Annotated in this window: 17 protein-coding genes and 1 pseudogene; 12 read left to right on the top strand and 6 right to left on the bottom strand. The window is 63.8% G+C overall.

Annotated elements, in window-relative coordinates; all coding sequences use genetic code 11:
- Positions 1-35: 35 nt before the first annotated feature.
- On the top strand, positions 36-1,424 hold the full coding sequence (gor, locus tag IVB28_RS19145) for a glutathione-disulfide reductase (RefSeq protein WP_247528152.1): 1,389 nt from the start codon (positions 36-38) through the stop codon (positions 1,422-1,424).
- Between the two features lie 565 nt (positions 1,425-1,989).
- Positions 1,990-2,292 (top strand): hypothetical protein, encoded by a 303-nt coding sequence (locus IVB28_RS19140; RefSeq protein WP_247528150.1) that lies wholly within the window; start codon positions 1,990-1,992, stop codon positions 2,290-2,292.
- 212 nt (positions 2,293-2,504) lie between these two features.
- Here the strand turns inward: IVB28_RS19140 and IVB28_RS19135 are convergent, their stop codons facing one another.
- The 3 genes from IVB28_RS19135 to IVB28_RS19125 all read right to left on the bottom strand — a co-directional run bounded on the left by IVB28_RS19135 (position 2,505) and on the right by IVB28_RS19125 (position 5,264).
- The gene (locus tag IVB28_RS19135; RefSeq protein WP_247528149.1) at positions 2,505-3,734 is read right to left on the bottom strand and encodes a carboxylate-amine ligase; all 1,230 of its coding nucleotides are present in this window, start codon (positions 3,732-3,734) and stop codon (positions 2,505-2,507) included.
- Positions 3,735-3,751: 17 nt separating this feature from the next.
- On the bottom strand, positions 3,752-4,579 hold the full coding sequence (locus IVB28_RS19130) for a class II glutamine amidotransferase (RefSeq protein WP_247528148.1): 828 nt from the start codon (positions 4,577-4,579) through the stop codon (positions 3,752-3,754).
- Between the two features lie 88 nt (positions 4,580-4,667).
- Positions 4,668-5,264 carry a redoxin domain-containing protein gene (locus tag IVB28_RS19125; protein WP_247528147.1) on the bottom strand — a complete coding sequence of 199 codons (597 nt, stop codon included), beginning with the start codon at positions 5,262-5,264 and terminating at the stop codon, positions 4,668-4,670.
- Positions 5,265-5,379: 115 nt separating this feature from the next.
- Between IVB28_RS19125 and IVB28_RS19120 the strand changes: the two are divergent.
- The 6 genes and pseudogenes from IVB28_RS19120 to IVB28_RS19095 all read left to right on the top strand — a co-directional run bounded on the left by IVB28_RS19120 (position 5,380) and on the right by IVB28_RS19095 (position 8,479).
- Positions 5,380-5,735, top strand: a pseudogene (locus tag IVB28_RS19120) (nuclear transport factor 2 family protein).
- A 269-nt stretch (positions 5,736-6,004) separates the two neighbouring features.
- Positions 6,005-6,478: a TerB family tellurite resistance protein gene (locus IVB28_RS19115; RefSeq protein ID WP_247528146.1), complete on the top strand. Its 474-nt coding sequence runs from the start codon at positions 6,005-6,007 to the stop codon at positions 6,476-6,478.
- 2 nt (positions 6,479-6,480) lie between these two features.
- Positions 6,481-6,834 (top strand): hypothetical protein, encoded by a 354-nt coding sequence (locus IVB28_RS19110; protein WP_247528145.1) that lies wholly within the window; start codon positions 6,481-6,483, stop codon positions 6,832-6,834.
- A 6-nt stretch (positions 6,835-6,840) separates the two neighbouring features.
- Positions 6,841-7,476: a TerC family protein gene (locus IVB28_RS19105; RefSeq protein ID WP_247528144.1), complete on the top strand. Its 636-nt coding sequence runs from the start codon at positions 6,841-6,843 to the stop codon at positions 7,474-7,476.
- 33 nt (positions 7,477-7,509) lie between these two features.
- Positions 7,510-8,091 (top strand): TIGR00645 family protein, encoded by a 582-nt coding sequence (locus IVB28_RS19100; RefSeq protein WP_247528143.1) that lies wholly within the window; start codon positions 7,510-7,512, stop codon positions 8,089-8,091.
- A 124-nt stretch (positions 8,092-8,215) separates the two neighbouring features.
- The gene (locus IVB28_RS19095) at positions 8,216-8,479 is read left to right on the top strand and encodes a hypothetical protein (protein WP_247528141.1); all 264 of its coding nucleotides are present in this window, start codon (positions 8,216-8,218) and stop codon (positions 8,477-8,479) included.
- A gap of 4 nt (positions 8,480-8,483) precedes the next feature.
- Here IVB28_RS19095 and IVB28_RS19090 read toward each other — a convergent pair whose 3' ends face one another.
- Positions 8,484-9,380 (bottom strand): alpha/beta fold hydrolase, encoded by an 897-nt coding sequence (locus IVB28_RS19090; protein ID WP_247528139.1) that lies wholly within the window; start codon positions 9,378-9,380, stop codon positions 8,484-8,486.
- Between the two features lie 179 nt (positions 9,381-9,559).
- On the opposite strand from IVB28_RS19090, the gene IVB28_RS19085 reads away from it, so the two are divergent.
- Genes IVB28_RS19085 through IVB28_RS19075 form a run of 3 tightly spaced genes read left to right on the top strand, consistent with a single transcriptional unit; the run spans position 9,560 to position 13,098 of the window.
- Positions 9,560-10,948 carry a 3-deoxy-7-phosphoheptulonate synthase class II gene (locus IVB28_RS19085; protein WP_247528137.1) on the top strand — a complete coding sequence of 463 codons (1,389 nt, stop codon included), beginning with the start codon at positions 9,560-9,562 and terminating at the stop codon, positions 10,946-10,948.
- Positions 10,949-10,952: 4 nt separating this feature from the next.
- Entirely contained in the window at positions 10,953-11,306 is a 354-nt protein-coding gene (locus tag IVB28_RS19080) for a diacylglycerol kinase (protein ID WP_247528136.1), read from the top strand.
- 34 nt (positions 11,307-11,340) lie between these two features.
- Positions 11,341-13,098 (top strand): NAD+ synthase, encoded by a 1,758-nt coding sequence (locus IVB28_RS19075; protein ID WP_247528134.1) that lies wholly within the window; start codon positions 11,341-11,343, stop codon positions 13,096-13,098.
- A 235-nt stretch (positions 13,099-13,333) separates the two neighbouring features.
- Here IVB28_RS19075 and IVB28_RS19070 read toward each other — a convergent pair whose 3' ends face one another.
- Positions 13,334-14,521: a DUF2865 domain-containing protein gene (locus IVB28_RS19070; protein ID WP_247528132.1), complete on the bottom strand. Its 1,188-nt coding sequence runs from the start codon at positions 14,519-14,521 to the stop codon at positions 13,334-13,336.
- A gap of 132 nt (positions 14,522-14,653) precedes the next feature.
- A complete protein-coding gene (locus IVB28_RS19065; RefSeq protein ID WP_247528603.1) occupies positions 14,654-14,959 on the bottom strand; it encodes a hypothetical protein in 306 nt (101 codons plus the stop codon).
- A gap of 290 nt (positions 14,960-15,249) precedes the next feature.
- Between IVB28_RS19065 and cysS the strand changes: the two genes are divergently transcribed.
- On the top strand, positions 15,250-16,632 hold the full coding sequence (cysS, locus tag IVB28_RS19060; RefSeq protein WP_247528130.1) for a cysteine--tRNA ligase: 1,383 nt from the start codon (positions 15,250-15,252) through the stop codon (positions 16,630-16,632).
- Positions 16,633-16,656 lie beyond the last annotated feature (24 nt).

Below are 16,656 nucleotides of genomic sequence, written 5' to 3'. Positions count from 1 at the left end.
TTTTCCGGACCATGCTTTAGAGGTCGGAGTGGACAATGGCTGAATTCGACGTCGACCTCTTCGTCATCGGCGGCGGCTCGGGCGGCGTTCGTGCCGCCCGCATCGCGGCCGGGTACGGCGCCCGCGTGATGATCGCGGAAGAGTACCGCATGGGCGGCACCTGCGTGATCCGCGGCTGCGTGCCGAAGAAGCTGTTCGTGATCGGCTCGCATTTCCGTCACGAATTCGAGGATGCCGCCGGCTTCGGCTGGACCGTTCCGCCCGCCAGCTTCGACTGGGCGACGCTGATCGCCAACAAGGACAAGGAGATCGCGCGGCTGGAGGCGGCCTATACCGCCAACGTCGAGAAGTCGGGCGCGCAAATCGTCAAGAGCCGCGCGGTGATCGAAGACAAGCACACCGTCCGTCTGCTCGAAAACGACCGCAAGATCACCGCAAGATACATCCTGATCGCCACCGGCGGTGCGCCCAACCACGGCGCCCCGATCCCCGGCATCGAGCACGTGATCTCCTCGAACGAGGCGTTCCACCTGAAGAAGCTGCCGAAACGGATCGTGATCCAGGGCGGCGGCTACATCGCGCTGGAATTCGCCGGCATCTTCGCCGGCTTCGGCTCCGACGTCACGGTGATCTATCGTGGCGACAACATCCTTCGCGGTTTTGACGAGGATGTTCGGGCTCACGTTCGCGCCGAGATGGAGAAGCAGGGCATCACCATTCTCACCGGCTGCACAGTGAGCAAGGTCGACCGCCACGGCGAGGAATTCACCACCCATCTGTCGAACGGATCGAGCCTCGCCTCCGACCAGGTGATGTTCGCGATCGGCCGCCATCCGGCGGTTGCCAATCTCGGGCTGGAGAAGGCCGGCGTCACCATCAATCCTGCGAATGGCGGCATCGCGGTCGACCATTTCTCCAGGAGTTCGGTCGACAGCATCTATGCGATCGGCGACGTCACCCATCGCTTCAACCTGACGCCGGTCGCCATCCGCGAGGGCCATGCCTTCGCCGATACCGTGTTCGGCAAGCGCGAGGTCAGGGTCGATCATGCCAACATCCCGACCGCGGTGTTCTCGCAGCCGGAGGTCGGCACCGTTGGTCTGACCGAGACCGAAGCGCGCGCGCAGTTCAGCCACGTCGATATCTACAAGACCTCGTTCCGGCCGATCAAGGCGACGATGTCCGGTCGCGACACCCGCGTGCTGATGAAGCTCGTCGTGGACGGCGCGACCGATCGCGTGCTCGGCTGCCATATCGTCGGCGATGCCGCCGCCGAGATCACGCAAGTCGTCGCGATCCCGGTGAAGATGAAGGCGACCAAGGCCGATTTCGACGCGACGATCGCGTTGCATCCGACTGCGGCCGAGGAGCTGGTGACGATGCGCACGCCGACCGCGCGCCATGTGCGCCAGGCGGCGGAGTAGGGCCTCTCCTAACGGTAGAGATGCTCTCGCCCGCCTTGGTACTGAATTCGGCCGTACCGCGAATAACGCGATAGATCATGACCTCTCCCCTGGCGAGCGAGGCGGCGTCGGCGGATGCCGATGTACTCTTCGGCAGAGGCGACTGGCCCCCGCCGGTCGGTCCGGATGTGGCCGGTGATGAGCCGGCCGCTCGGGCCTTCGATGCCGATGTCGCGCACGTAAAATCGGCAGCGCCGATTTGATCGAGCCGTCCGCGAGCGGCTTGAACAGGGCATCCAGCGCCAGGGGATCCCGGAGCCGGAAGCCGGCATTGGCCGGGCAATCGTGCAGGGGATGGCTCCAGGCTATGCGCGGCGTTTCGGCTTTCCTTGATCTGATCGTTTCCCCGGCGCGACGGGGCCTGTCTAATTTGTCAGCAGGCTCGCCCGTGCACGTGCAGCGGCGCAGGTGGCGGATTGGCCCGCATGCCGTCCACGGGATGAGCAATAACGTCGCCACCGGGTAAGCGGCGATTGACAGAATGTTCATGTTTTGTTCTTATGCTGCGACCGAGATGGAGGCAGCTATGGACAACCGCATCAACGAAATCCGCAGAACCATCAGAGCGCTCCGCGTCAGCATGCGGGAGGCTGAAGCGATCATGCATGAGCAGATCAACCGTGATGAGGACTGCAGCTTCGTGGCGCAGGAAGTCATGAAAATGCGCTCGGTCATGAGCCTGCTCGTGAAGGAGCGGACTGCGCTCGGCGATAACGAGCCGATCCTCGTGAACAGTTTCTTCATCCCGCGGCGCCGGCCGACGCGAAGGCCGGTCGCAGCGCTTACTGCCGAATCCGTGTTCCGTCCGCGCGTGGCGGCGCGGGTTTGATGCGGCCGGGCTGTCCGCCCACTTCGCCATGTCCATGGTCCGCGCGTCGACGCCCTCGCACCAGAAGCAATTCGGCCGCGCGCGGCCGTTCTCGGACAGGATCGGGACCAGGCTGTGGCCGCATCCGGCGCACCAGGCGATGTCAGTCATGCTTTCCTCTACGGCGTACCAATCCAGAAATGACGTTCTCATTCGCGAAGCTTGCGCGGGCGCTATGACGGCGCTGGGACACTGCGCTCGGTCGGCGCGCTCGTTCCTGAGATTGTTGATGTAGCGATCCATCGTGACACGGCTGCGACGTCGTCGCCGTTTTCGCGATACGCGCGAAGCTGGAATTCCGCCGAGCTGCCCCGATCCACGATGGTTCGGCAGTGCTCGATCTCGGCGGCGCAGCCTAGTGCGTCAGCGTCCTCGGCGGTGTCGTCAATGATTCGGGAGAGCATCTCCGCGATCGTGACCGGTCCGTCGCGGGAGGCGAAGATGCAATCGGTTCCGTAGCGCTGGGCGCGCCATTTGTTCTCCACCGCGATGGCGCGTTCGACCACCGTGACCTCCTTCGACAAATGCGGCCGAAGACAGAGGTGTCGTGTCAGGCAGCGATAGAGCGAGGCGATCGCGACGGCGTCGTCGACGAAGGTGCAGGTGTCGGGCGCACGAAGCTCGAGCGTCGGGTGCCGCATCGAAGGACGCATCGCCCACCAGATGTGGCTCTCGTCGGGAATCACACCGGAGCGCTGCAAAGCGCCGACATATTCGTCGTAGTCCTGCCTGCTCTCGAACAATTCGGGCAGGCCGGTGCGCGGCAGCTCGGAATAGGCGGCGAGCCGGTAGCCCTTCAGTCCCGTTTTATGCGAATTCCAGAACGGGGAGGATGCCGACAGCGCGATGAACAACGGCAAATGCGGCAGCATCGCCCGCATCACCGCCATGCGCTTCTCGGGATCGGGCAATTGGACATGCACATGCATGCCGCACATCATGTTGCGATGGCCGATGCTGCGCAGATCTTCGATCATGTCCTCATAGCGCGGCTTCGGGCTCGGCTGCGACATGCGCCAGACCGCCGTCGGGTGTGTGCCGCAGGCCATGATCACGAAGCCATATTGCGCGGCGACGTTCGCGACTTCGCGCCGCAGGAAGCGAAGCTCTTCGCGGGCGTCGTTGACATCGACGTGAACGTTGGTGGCGACTTCGAGCTGGGATTGCAGCATCTCGCGCATGGCCTGGCCGCCAGTCGACCAGTTCGCCGATTCGAACAGCTCGTTGGGCGTCTGGATCGCGACTTCGAAGCTGCGCCGGTCGGCCAGGAAATACTCCTCCTCGATGCCGAAGGAATATTCAGCTGCCTTGCCGCCACGGCCAGCGGAGCGAATCACGAGGTGCTGCTTGTCGTCGGAGGGATCCAGTCGAAGAAGTTTCACAACGTCTGAAGTAAATTTCATGTCCCACCGGCAAAAGGTCACCTGCGGGCACTAATCCTTCTGGCAGGGGCGGGTTCCTTCTCGGCGCTACCGCAAATTGTCGCGTCGAACGGAACAATCCTCACGCTTTCAGATGCCCGCGCGATCAGCGCGTGATTCGGCGGCACTTCGGTCCAGTCCGATTCCTTGTCGAACGGTTCGGACACGACGATGACCTGACCGGCGTCCTCACGGAAATAGAGTGTGTTCGCGGCGTCGTTGACCGCAACACGGAAGGCGTAGAGATCGTGGCCGTTGGCGATCGCGCTGGTGAAGCGCAGCCGTTCACGGAGCTGGCCTTCATTGACGAGACCGACGAGGGCTTGCAGCACGCGTCGCGTCGCGCCGAGCGGGTCGGCGTCGAGGCCGGCCCCCATCATTGCCAGGAACACGGCTTCCGAATCGGTCGTGCCCAGCCGCGATGGATAAAAAGCATCGGGAATCAGCGCCTCGACCTTGCGCCGCAGCCGATTCCAGCTCCCGACGAATCCGTTGTGCATGAACATCCAGTGGCCGCAGGCAAAGGGATGGCAATTCTGCCGCGTCACCGCCGTGCCGGTGGCGGCGCGCACATGCGCGAAGAACAGATGCGAGCGCAGATGGCGGCAAAGATAGCGCAGGTTCTCGTCCGACCACGCCGGTCGCGTCTCGCGATAAAGGCCCGGTTCCGGATGCTCGCCGTACCAGCCCAGACCAAAGCCATCACCGTTCGAGCCCGCCGTGGATTGCAGCGAGCGAATGCTCTGTGCGACCAGCGAATGCTCGGGCTCGGTGACGTAAGGTTCAAACGAGGTGGTCTCGCCTCGGTATGCGATCCAGCGGCACATAAGGTTCCTGTCGGGAACATGTCTTGAGGTGCACTAACAAATCTGCCTGATCTGCGTTCCCGACGAGGTGGGTGCCACGTTCGCGCCGCTACTGCCTTTCGCCGAGAGTTTCGGCGTAGGGCTTGCCGTAGGGATAGAAATGCTCCCTGCGCTCCTGGTCCCAGAGTGCCTTGAGCCCGGGTATGGTGATGTCCCAGTCCGGACGGCACTTCATGCTGACGGCCCTGAGGTCCTGGCGCAGCTCTTCGATCGTGGGGCGTCCGAAGAACCAATAGCCGTTGTAGATCTTGTGAACGACGAGGCGGGGCTCCAGCACGATGACATGCGGGATCATCGGATTGTGGACGGGATCGGTGTATTCGGCGATGTCGAGGTCCTTCTGAACAATGCGGCGTGAGTCCGACAGGAAAGGCCAGTGCGCGCCTGCGCCGCTGCGATATTCATTGGTCTGGGTGATGTCGTCGGTGGTGATCGTGACCAGTCGGCAATAGCCGACCTCCATCTCCCGATAGAGCTGAACCAGCCCTTCGGTCTGGCGGCGATCCTTCCGACAGAATCCGCCGCGGCCGAGGACGAGCACCATCGGGTCGCTGCCCTGAAGCTCTGCGAGCTTCCGGTACTTGCCGGTGTGGTCGCTGAGCTCGTAATCAGGAAATGTCACTCCCGGCACTATGTCAGGTCGCATTTGAGTCTCCCTTGTCGTTGGATGCGTGAGGATACCTTTACAGATCCACCACGACGTCGCCTTTTGGCCGTGAGCAACAGATCAGGACGTTTCCGTCTGCGGGTGCGTCGAGCGGATCTGGTGCGTCGGTGACTGTGCTTCGGACGCGGATGATTTCGAGGCCGAGCATGACGTCTGTCGCGATGACGCGTTACTCGACTATTCGCAATCGGGCGAGCGGATCCGCGGCGCAGGAACATTCAGGAGAGCCGCCTCCTGCAGCCGAACAAGAAGACCTTCACGGTCCGGCGTATCGTCGGTGGCGGCGATCTCTGGGTGAGCGAGTTCGTACTGACCTATGACGGGGTGCCGTCCTACTTGTAAGCATCATGGAATTTCGCGACGGATTGGTGACGCACGAGACGCAAGGCGGCGGGTTTCGATCCTGCGCCGTCGCGTGCGCATCTGGTCGGGCCTCGCACGAACGTTTAACCAAATCCGCCAACCTGGAACCGATGCGGCGGCTGGTCGCAGTGGTGCCGCCTTGATTCCGACAGACCCGCCGCTATGTCTGGAGCGAACAAGAATCCGGGCCCCTCTGGCGAGGACGCCGACAATGTCGGCAAACCTCGTGATGTCGGATGACCTGTCCCGCGCGAATGCGATGGATTGGCCGATCGTCGGGCCCCTGTTCGTTCCCTCCGACCATTCGTCCTCCATCGCAGCTCCGTGCGGTCATTTCGCAAGTTAAGGGAGCAACGATGTCTGCCGCCAAATCTACAGATACGATCGAGATCGAGATCACGGAACCGTCCAGCCTGAACGAGCAGGCTGCGGTCGCCTTGGTGATCGTGGGTGCGCTGGTTGCGGTTGCCGACCGGCGCGTTTCGCCGGTCGAGCGTGACGAGGTGATCCGTTTCATCAGGGATCGCAAGCTGGCGCCGCACATTCCGGATGAACGGCTCTATGCGATGTTCGATGAACTCGCCGAACGGCTCGAGGAACCGGATTTTGCCAATGTCGTGATCGACACGCTGCGGCCGGTTTCAAATCTGCCGCTCTCGTCCCATCTGATGGAGCTGTCGGAGCGCGTTGCTGCGGCGGATGAGGACGTCCATCCCCATGAAGTGCAGGCGATCAAATTGTTGCGCTTGCTGACCCTGGTGCTGCCGCGCGCAAAGCCGGTCGTGTCGGATAGGGGGCGCACTGAACGGCACATGGCCACAGAGGAGTAAGCATGAGGGCAGCATCGAACGAGCCTACGAAGGAGGTTGCGGGCCGCGCCAGCGAGATGGCCGGTGGTGACCCGCGCCTCGACAAGCTCGTCGATCGACTGCCGCCGCGCGTGGGTGACACCGTCACCTATCTGCTCAAACCGTCAAGCCGCTGGGTGCGGATTCCCTCGGGCGCGCTGCTCATCGTCGGCGGCGTGCTTTCCTTCCTGCCGATTCTCGGCGTTTGGATGCTGCCGCTCGGCCTTGCGCTGCTTGCCGAAGACGTGCCTGCGCTGCGTTCCTCACGTTCGAAAGTCCTGGACTGGGTCGAGCGGAAGAAGCCCCATTGGCTCGATCCGTCTGTACCGAAAAAATGATCCCTCATGACTGAATTCATCACCTCCGAGGCCCTGACCGCGCTGCTTCAGGTCATCCTGATCGACCTCGTGCTCGCCGGCGACAACGCCGTGGTTATCGGCCTTGCCGCTGCGGGGCTGCCGGCCGAGCAGCGTCGCCGGGCCATCATCGTCGGCATCGCCGCCGCCACTGTGCTCCGCATCGTCTTCGCCGGCGTCGCAACCCAACTCCTGCAGGTGATCGGCCTGTTGCTCGCAGGCGGCGTGCTGCTGCTCTGGGTGTGCTGGAAGATGTGGCGCGAGCTGCGCGAGCAGTCCGCGCATTCGAAGCAGCTCGCATTCGGCCATGCGGGCGCGGGTGCTGCTCCCGTGCAGCAGAAGACCTTCGGCCAGGCGGCGGTGCAGATCGTCGCCGCCGACGTTTCGATGTCGCTCGACAACGTGCTCGCGGTCGCGGGCGCAGCGCGCGAGCATCCCTACATCCTCGCTTTCGGCCTGTTGCTGTCGGTCGCAATGATGGGCATCGCCGCCGATCTGCTCGGTCGCGTGCTCCAGAAACAGCGCTGGATCGCCTATGTCGGTCTCGCCATCATCATTTACGTCGCGTTCGAGATGATCTATCGGGGCTCGGTGGAACTCGCTCCCGTCATCGCGAGTCTCTGACGCGACAGCTCTTCCCGCATTCCGGAGTGATTCATGACGTCCGAACCCAAAGCACCTTCGGCGGAGGCCGTGCCGCCGCGCCTCGGCCTCTTCGCCCAGCTCATCTTTGGCTCGCGTTGGCTGCAAGTGCCGCTCTATATCGGCCTGATCGTCGCGCAGGCCGTCTATGTGCTGCTGTTCCTGAAAGAGCTCTGGCACCTGGTTGCGCACTCGTTCGACGCCAGCGAGCAGCAGATCATGCTGGTCGTGCTCGGGCTGATCGACGTCGTCATGATCTCGAACCTTTTGATCATGGTCATTGTCGGCGGCTACGAGACCTTCGTCTCCCGCCTGAACCTGACCGGCCATCCTGACGAGCCGGAATGGCTGAGCCATGTCAATGCCAGCGTGCTCAAGATCAAGCTCGCGATGGCGATCATCGGCATTTCCTCGATCTCGCTGCTCAGGACTTTCATCGAGGCCGGTAATCTCGGCACCACGCGCAGCAATTTCACGGAGACTGGCGTGATGTGGCAGGTGCTGATCCACCTGACCTTCATCGTCTCCGCAATCGGCATCGCCTGGGTCGACCGCCTCAGTGAGAGCGGCCAGCGCAACCAGGCCGGACACGGCTGAGCGCGGATTGATAAAATTGTCCGCAATCCGCTCAGCGGCGGCAAACCCTGCGGACAAGAACCGCGCGCTCTTAAACCAGGGCTTTGGAACCGGCGTGCATGCTTCCGCAAAAGGGGGCATCAGAATGTCTGTTCTCAAGGAGGTCGTCGCTGCGGTCGCGGGAGTCTACGCGCTCCTGTTCGTTTGCGACGCATTGTTCGGGGTCGGCGAGGCACGCTTCGACGACGCCTATTACCGCGCCAGCTTCTACGCGCCGCGGCCGAAGGAATTCCGCTTTGCGAGCAGCACGCCGCCGGCGGTCCGCGTCAACGATGCCTTTGCGCAATTCGCGCCGGGTGAAGCCAAGCCGAACAAGCGCTACTCGTCTTTGACGACGATCATTCGCTGAGGCCTCACTCGCCCTGAATCCACTCCGCGACGCCGCGCCACAGCGTGTCGCGGTGATCGGGGCGGAAGAAGCCGAAATGGCCAATCGCCTTGGCGCCGACATCGGACGGCTTGACGTTGAGCACCTCCGGCTTGATCGCAGTGAACCCGCTCGTGAGCAGCTCGACCGCCGGCCGCGTCGCCCAGGGATCGTCGGAGAAGCACAGCGCCCGCAGCTCGCCCTTGAAGTGCGCGAAATTCTCCAGCGCCGGCAGTTTTGAATCGAAGAGATAGCGGGGGTTCGAGACCCACTCGGCCCATTGCAGGAAAACGCCCTTGGGCAAATCCTCGCCGACGCCGGCCCAACCCGGCGCATAACCGAGCGCGTGGACCAGCGGCACGCCGACAAAGTTCATGAAGGCGAAGACGCGATATTTTTCCGGCGAGCTCATCAGCCGCCAGGTCGCGGCCTGCGAGGCCACGAATGCGGCGCGTGAGATGTCCGTGTTGTTCGCGATCAGCCCCAGGGCCTGGCCGCCGAAGGAATGGCCGACATAGGCGAGCTCCAGCCCATGATACCGCTCACGCATCCAACGCACCGCCGCGGTGACGTCGAGCGCGGCCCAGTCCGACATCGATGCCTTGAACCCGACCAGGGATTTCGGCTGGTTGTAGCCGACCATCGCCGGCAGCCGGGAATCGCCGATGCCGCGATAGTCGTAGGTCAGGACCGCACAGCCGCGATGGGCGAGATAGGAGGCAAAGCCGCGGTAGATTTTGCGCGGGACGGCGGTGGCCGAATTGATCAGCACCGCATGGCGCTTGGTGCCGCGCGGCAGGAACAGGGTGCCGGTCAGCGCATACCCGTCGGTCGCCGGGAAGCTGATCTCGTCGATGAAAACGTCGTCCAGTGCCGCATCCATGGGCGCAAGGTATCCTGCCAATTTCCTCGCCCGCCCAGCAAATGCGAATTTGGCTTTCCCCGCAAGGGTTTGCAGGGCCGAATGGATTTACAACTGGCGGGGCGGGGCCAGCCTGTGTATAAGGCGGCCCTCGCAACCCACAGATCAGGTTGCACTTTTTGCTTCACGGAGAGATTGCGATGTCCGAGCGGTGGACGCCCGAGTCCTGGCGCAGCAAGCCGGTGCTCCAGGTGCCCGACTATCCCGACGCCAAGGTCCTGGCCGACGTCGAGGCGCAGCTTGCGACCTTTCCGCCGCTGGTGTTCGCGGGCGAGGCGCGCAATCTGAAGAAGGCCCTGGGCCGCGTTGCGGCGGGCGAAGCGTTCCTGCTCCAGGGCGGCGACTGTGCCGAGAGCTTTGCCGAGCACGGCGCCAACAACATCCGCGATTTCTTCCGCGTGCTGCTGCAGATGGCGGTGGTGCTGACCTATGCCGGCGCGGTGCCGGTGGTGAAGGTCGGCCGCGTCGCCGGCCAGTTCGCAAAGCCGCGGTCGTCACCGACCGAGAAGATTGATGGCATCGAGTTGCCGAGCTATCGTGGCGACATCGTCAACGACATCGCCTTCACCAAGGAAGCGCGCGTGCCGGATCCGCAGCGCCAGCTGATGGCCTATCGCCAGTCGGCCGCGACGCTGAACCTGCTGCGCGCCTTCGCCACCGGCGGCTACGCCAATCTCGGCAGCGTGCATCAATGGATGCTCGGCTTCCTGAAGGATTCGCCGCAGTCCCGCCGCTACAAGGAATTGGCCGACCGCATTTCGGACGCGCTGAACTTCATGCGCGCCTGCGGCCTCGATCTCGAGGCTCATCCCGAGCTGCGTGCCACCGATTTCTACACCAGCCACGAGGCGCTGCTGCTCGGCTACGAGCAGGCCATGACGCGCGTCGATTCCACCACGGGCGACTGGTACGCGACTTCGGGCCACATGATCTGGATCGGCGATCGCACCCGCCAGCTCGATCACGGCCATATCGAATATTTCCGCGGCATCAAGAATCCGATCGGGCTCAAGTGCGGGCCGTCGCTCAAGACGGACGAATTGCTGAAGCTGATCGACGTGCTCAATCCCGACAATGAGCCGGGCCGGCTGACGCTGATCGGCCGCTTCGGCTCGGACAAGGTCGGCGAGCATCTGCCGAACATGGTCCGCGCCGTGAAGCGCGAAGGCCGGGTGGTGGTCTGGTCCTGCGATCCCATGCACGGCAACACCATCACCTCGACGTCGGGCTACAAGACCCGGCCGTTTGACCGCATCCTGTCGGAAGTGAAGTCGTTCTTTGCGGTCCACGCTGCCGAAGGCACCCATGCCGGCGGCGTGCATCTGGAGATGACCGGTCAGGACGTCACCGAATGCCTCGGGGGCGCCCGCGCGATTACGGACGAGGACCTCAACGACCGCTACCACACGGTCTGCGATCCCCGCCTCAATGCCGAGCAATCCATCGACATGGCGTTCCTGGTCGCGGAGCTCCTCAAGCAGGAGCGCGCCGGCAAGCCCAAGCCGATGCCGGTCGCAGCGGGGCTTTAAGACCTTGCTGCGGATCTGGAAGGCCACGATCAATTCCCGTAACGGTCTGGCCTTTGCGTTTCGATCGGAGCAGGCCATCCGCGAGGAGATCTTTGCGCTCCTGCTGTCGGTGCCGCTCGCCTGGCTCGTTGGCGCGACCGCGATGCGGGCCGTCGAACTGGTCTGTGCCGTCGCCTTCGTGCTGACGGTCGAACTGCTCAACACGTCGATCGAAAAACTCGCCGACCGCCTGACTATGGACCACGACAAGCAGATCGGCCGGGTCAAGGACATGGGCTCGGCCGCTGTCGGCGTGGCGCTGTTGATGGCCGGCGCCTTCTGGATTATCGCCATTATCGAGCGGCTGGGGTTCCTCTAGCCTGGGGTTCCTCTAGCTTGGGGATCGGAGCGCCATGACCGAACGTCTCAACGCATTCGCGGTCACGCTCGCCCAGCTCAATCCGACCATGGGCGACATCGAGGGCAACGCTGCCAAGGCACGCTCGGCGCGCGCGCGAGCTATCGCCGACGGCGCCGATCTCGTGCTGTTTCCGGAATTGTACATCACAGGCTATCCGCCGGAAGACCTCGTGCAGAAGCCGGCCTTCCAGGCGGCCTGCCGCGCCGCGATCGAGGCGCTGGCGCGCGAGACTGCCGATGGCGGCCCGGCCATGCTGGTCGGCACCCCCTGGGTCGAGAACGGCAAGCTCTACAATGCCTGCGCGCTGCTCGATGGCGGCCGGATCGCGAGCTTGCGCTTCAAGTGCAATCTGCCGAACTACGGCGTGTTCGACGAGAAGCGGCTGTTTGCACGCGGCCCTGCCGCTGGTCCCGTGACCGTGCGCGGCGTGCGCATCGGTGTGCCGATTTGCGAGGACATCTGGCTGGAGGAGTCCGCGGACTACGAGAACGTGGTCGAGACGCTGGCCGAGACCGGCGCCGAGATCATTCTGGTCCCGAACGGCTCTCCTTACGCCCGCGACAAGAACGAAGTGCGCCTGTCCGTCGCCGTGGCGCGCGTGACCGAGAGCGGGCTTCCGCTGGTGTATCTCAACCAGGTCTGCGGCCAGGACGAGCTGGTGTTCGACGGCGCCTCGTTCGCGCTCAACGGGGACCTCTCGCTGGCGGCGCAACTGCCGGCATTTGAAGAGAGCATCGTCACACTGCGCTTTACCCGGAATGGCGATGATTGGCGTTGCGCGGGGCCCATTGCAGAGCAGATCGAGGGCGACAAGGCCGATTACGCCGCATGCGTGCTGGGCTTGCGCGACTATGTCGCCAAGAACGGCTTTCCCGGCGTGCTGCTCGGTATCTCCGGCGGCATCGATTCCGCGCTGTGCGCGGCGATCGCGGTCGATGCGCTCGGTGCCGATCAGGTGCACGGCGTGATGCTGCCTTACCGCTACACCGCGGCAAGCTCGATTGCGGACGCCGGCGAGCTCGCCGGCCATCTCGGCATCCGCTACGAGGTCTTGCCGATCGCGGAAGCCGTGAGCGGGTTCGAGACCATCCTCTCAGGCCTCTTCAAGAATCTGCCGCCTGATATCACCGAGGAAAACCTCCAGGCCCGCACCCGCGGTACGCTGCTGATGGCGATCTCCAACAAGACCGGACTGATGGTGGTGACGACAGGCAACAAGTCGGAAATGTCGGTCGGCTACGCCACGCTCTATGGCGACATGAATGGCGGCTTCAACCCGATCAAGGATATCTACAAGACGCAGGTGTTTCGGCTGGCGAGCTTGCGCAATTCCTGGAAGCCCGACGGCGCGCTCGGACCGGCCGGCGAGGTGATTCCGCCCGACATCATCACGCGGCCGCCGAGCGCGGAGCTGCGCGAGAACCAGACGGACCAGGACTCGCTGCCGGCTTACGAGGTACTCGATGCCATCCTGGAGCGACTTGTCGAGCGCGAGCAGCCGCTGGATCAGATCATCGCCGCCGGCTTCGATCGCGAGACGGTCATCCGCATCGACCATCTGCTCAACGTCGCCGAATACAAGCGCCGCCAGGCCGCGCCCGGCGTGAAGGTGACACCCAGGAATTTCGGCCGCGACCGCCGCTATCCCATCACCAACCGTTTTCGCGACAAGGGCGAGCAGCTCGCCGCCCCGGACGAGACGCTGGTGTCGCGCGGGAGCAAAGCGTCGATCGACGCGTTCGAGGGGTAGGGCAGGCTGGCTTTTGCGATTACTTCCGGATCCGCGAGCGAGAGGGGTGCTATTGTGCCCTCGCCCCTTGCGGGAGAGGGCAGCACTGCCGTCGAAACGAACTCAGTCGGGTGAGGGGTTCTCTCCGCGGACTCATGTACACAAGTGAGCGCGGATAGAACTCCTCATCCGGCGCTTCGCGCCACCTTCTCCCGCAAGGGGAGAAGGAACACCGCCGGTGGGCGCGATGCAGAAACTACTTCTGCTGCTGCGGCAGGAAGCTCGGGCCAACCGAACGGATCGGCTTGTTCTCGGAGTTGGCCGTGGTGCCTGCGTCCGCGGGCGGTGTCGCAGCCGGTGCATTCGCTGTCGTCGGCGCGGGAGCTGCGCCCTTCTTGGCATTCGCAGGCGTGCCCTTGTTGAGCCGCTGCTGCTGCATCTTCTTGGCGCTCTCCTCTGTGACGATGATATCGCCCTGCTGCTCGGCCGACGCCTTGTCGTCCGCGGACTTCAGGGCGTCCGCCCAGGTCTGTCCTGCGGCCTTGCAGGAGCAGGACGGGTTGAACTCGCTGCGGAATTTGAACGCGGTCGGGAGCGCCGTGTAGGGCTGGCCGCCGATCGAGACCGCGGAGTTCATGTCTTCGCCGGGATTGCGATGGGTGTAGAGCACGGCTTCCGCGGCCGGGCAGAGCGCCTTGCAGGTCTTCTCGTCGTCGGGGAAGCGCGCCGGCACCGTGGCAAACGAGACCGGGAAATAAGCGCCGTCGCAGGTGCGCACGCACACGGTGCGGTAGGTGCCGGATGGCGGCCCGAGATCGGAGGGCGGCACGCCTTGCGGATTGCCCGCGTTGTTGCCGCCGAACAGATTGCTGAGGAAGTTGCCGCCGCCTTGCGATTGCGCGCCGTTGGCGTATTGCGGGCCGCAATTGTTCTGCGCCAGCGCCGCAAGCACCGAGCGGCGCTGATTGTCGCGTTCCGGGCTGAAGCCGCCGGGACCACCGCCGCGCAGGCGCTCGAGATTGCCGGTGATCTGGTCCAGATTGGCGCGCATCTGCTGGATCTGGGTGTTGACCGGGCCGCATTGGGCCGACTGGCCGTTGAACAACGAGAAGAAGCCGGAGGAATCGCAGCCCATGCGCTTGGCTTGCATGGTGACGCGGTCGAGCTCGGCCTGCTGCTTGGCCTGGGAGTCCTGGTAGCGGCGGATCTGCTCCTCACGCGCGGGGTCACCACCGCCGCCACGATCGAGCGCGGCGAGCTGGCCTTCCAGCCGCACGCACATCGGATTGGGTCCGAGCCCGTTCTGGCCGGGCTGGGGCGGCGGTCCGGGCGGACCAGCCTGAGCGAAAGCGCCAGTGGCGAGCACGACGGTGCTCAAGAGCACGGTGCAGGCAAGGAGGAAGCGGGCACGGGACAGGGACAAAAATTCAGGCATATCCGCCATTCTAGCGAGGTCACGGCCCGGCATGACTTTGGAGGGCCGAAAGCGCGCCCTCCCATAGCCGCTTCCTGCGGCATCGTCACGTCGTTTCGGTGCCAAAGCACCGGGCCTAAGCTACGCCAGCTCCGAGCAAATTCAGCGCTGGCAGGTGATTGCGACAAATTCGTCGCAATGGCCATGGGAGCAATTTGCGCCGGATTTGGGGACAGAGCCGGTAATTTCGTCGGGATCGACCCGGCGGTAACTTGATGCCTGGGCAAAATCTCGCGACTGGCAGTAGGTGCGGGCGGCGGAGGCGCCGCATTTGTCGCTCCTGGCCAGGCACTGGTCGATGCCGTAGCCGTCCGGCTGGTTGGCGATGATGAAGACGCGGCTCTCGGCGAGGGCGCTGGAAGCCGCAAAGACGAAGGCGCCGGAAAGGAGCGCGGGCAAAAATCGCATGAAAAGCACCGGTGGCAAAAAGGGAACCGCCGGTTCCAAAATGGGCTCAAATGGTTAGGGGATCATGAACCATCATGACGAGCAGCGCGCTTTGCGGAGATCAAAAGGGCATTTCGCGGCTCTCTTGACGCCAGGGCTCCTCATAGCCCATATGTTCCGCATGAACGGTCTCCTCGCCATTTGCGCCATTTGCCGCGCGATTATTAGCTAGCGATTCGCTGGCTGGAGCCGTCTTTTCTCAAACACATTGAGAGCCTTGGACGCCCGGCCAACAGCCGACGGGTATCCATATGGAATTGCGCCTTTACGATACGTTGAGCCGGGAAAAGCGCCCCTTCGTGCCGCTCGATGCGAACAACGTCCGCATGTATGTCTGCGGACCGACCGTCTATGACTTCGCCCACATCGGCAATGCGCGGCCGGTGATCGTGTTCGACGTGCTGTTTCGGCTGCTGCGCCACCTCTATGGCGAGGCGCACGTCAAATATGTCCGCAACATCACTGACGTCGACGACAAGATCAACGACCGCGCCGCGCGCGATTTCCCCGGCCTGCCGTTGAACGAGGCGATCCGGAAGGTTACCGAGGAGACCGGCAAGCAGTTTCATGCCGACGTCGATGCGCTCGGCGCACTGCGGCCGAGCGTGGAGCCGCGCGCCACCGAGCATATCGGCGAGATGCGCGAGATCATCGAACGACTGGTCAAGGGCGGCTTTGCCTATGTCGCCGAGGATCACGTGTTGTTCTCGCCGCAGGCGATGAACGCCGCCAATTCCGACTTGCCGCGCTACGGCGCGTTGTCCAATCGGTCGCTGGACGAGATGGTTGCCGGCGCCCGCGTCGATGTTGCGCCCTACAAGAAGGGCAACACCGATTTCGTGCTGTGGAAGCCGTCCAAGCCCGGCGAGCCGTCATGGCCGGCGCCGGCCGGCATCAAGGCTGAGGGGCGTCCGGGCTGGCACATCGAGTGCTCGGCCATGGCCTGGAAGCACCTCGGCGAGCATTTTGACATCCATGGCGGTGGCATTGATCTCGTGTTTCCGCATCACGAGAACGAGGTCGCGCAGACCTGCTGCGCCTTCCACCAGCAGCGCATGGCGAACTACTGGATGCACAACGGCTTCCTCCAGGTCGAGAGCGAGAAGATGTCGAAGAGCGTCGGCAACTTCATCACCATCCATGAGCTGCTGAGGGATTGGCCTGGCGAGGTGCTGCGCCTGAACATGCTGAAGACGCACTACCGCTCGCCGATCGACTGGACCATGAAATCGCTGGAAGAGAGCGCCAAGACGCTCGACGACTGGTATCGCGTTGCAGCAGACGTCGAGCCCGCGAAGCCGGCAGCGTCCGTGGTCGAGCCGCTGCTCGACGATCTCAACACGCCGCTGGCGATCGCGGCGCTGCACAGCCTGCGTGGCGGCGATGCCGGTGCTCTGGCGGGCTCGTTGCGGCTGCTCGGCTTCCTTTCCGAGAGTGCCGGGCAGTGGGAAAGCCGCAAGCAGCAGGCGAGCGGTGTCGATGCCAAGGAGGTCGAGCGCCTGATCTCGGAGCGGACGGCGGCGCGCACGCGCAAGGATTTTGCGGAGTCCGATCGTATCCGCGATCTCCTTGCCGCGATGGGCGTTGCGATCAAGGATTCCAAGGCAGGAACGACGTGGGAGGTTGCGCGATGAAGCGGCCCGACACGCCTTTCCCGC

Source organism: Bradyrhizobium sp. 199, assembly GCF_023073355.1.
Classification (GTDB): Bacteria; Pseudomonadota; Alphaproteobacteria; order Rhizobiales; family Xanthobacteraceae; genus Bradyrhizobium.
Note: the sequence above shows the minus strand (reverse complement) of the source record. Positions and strands in the feature narration are given on the sequence as shown.

Bases quoted from the DNA above. Each gene is read 5' to 3' on its own strand.
- gor (WP_247528152.1), top strand. From the start codon at position 36: ATGGCTGAATTCGACGTCGACCTCTTCGTCATCGGCGGCGGCTCGGGC.
- IVB28_RS19140 (WP_247528150.1), top strand. From the start codon at position 1,990: ATGGACAACCGCATCAACGAAATCCGCAGAACCATCAGAGCGCTCCGC.
- IVB28_RS19135 (WP_247528149.1), bottom strand. From the start codon at position 3,734: ATGAAATTTACTTCAGACGTTGTGAAACTTCTTCGACTGGATCCCTCC.
- IVB28_RS19130 (WP_247528148.1), bottom strand. From the start codon at position 4,579: ATGTGCCGCTGGATCGCATACCGAGGCGAGACCACCTCGTTTGAACCT.
- IVB28_RS19125 (WP_247528147.1), bottom strand. From the start codon at position 5,264: ATGCGACCTGACATAGTGCCGGGAGTGACATTTCCTGATTACGAGCTC.
- IVB28_RS19115 (WP_247528146.1), top strand. From the start codon at position 6,005: ATGTCTGCCGCCAAATCTACAGATACGATCGAGATCGAGATCACGGAA.
- IVB28_RS19110 (WP_247528145.1), top strand. From the start codon at position 6,481: ATGAGGGCAGCATCGAACGAGCCTACGAAGGAGGTTGCGGGCCGCGCC.
- IVB28_RS19105 (WP_247528144.1), top strand. From the start codon at position 6,841: ATGACTGAATTCATCACCTCCGAGGCCCTGACCGCGCTGCTTCAGGTC.
- IVB28_RS19100 (WP_247528143.1), top strand. From the start codon at position 7,510: ATGACGTCCGAACCCAAAGCACCTTCGGCGGAGGCCGTGCCGCCGCGC.
- IVB28_RS19095 (WP_247528141.1), top strand. From the start codon at position 8,216: ATGTCTGTTCTCAAGGAGGTCGTCGCTGCGGTCGCGGGAGTCTACGCG.
- IVB28_RS19090 (WP_247528139.1), bottom strand. From the start codon at position 9,380: ATGGATGCGGCACTGGACGACGTTTTCATCGACGAGATCAGCTTCCCG.
- IVB28_RS19085 (WP_247528137.1), top strand. From the start codon at position 9,560: ATGTCCGAGCGGTGGACGCCCGAGTCCTGGCGCAGCAAGCCGGTGCTC.
- IVB28_RS19075 (WP_247528134.1), top strand. From the start codon at position 11,341: ATGACCGAACGTCTCAACGCATTCGCGGTCACGCTCGCCCAGCTCAAT.
- IVB28_RS19070 (WP_247528132.1), bottom strand. From the start codon at position 14,521: ATGGCGGATATGCCTGAATTTTTGTCCCTGTCCCGTGCCCGCTTCCTC.
- IVB28_RS19065 (WP_247528603.1), bottom strand. From the start codon at position 14,959: ATGCGATTTTTGCCCGCGCTCCTTTCCGGCGCCTTCGTCTTTGCGGCT.
- cysS (WP_247528130.1), top strand. From the start codon at position 15,250: ATGGAATTGCGCCTTTACGATACGTTGAGCCGGGAAAAGCGCCCCTTC.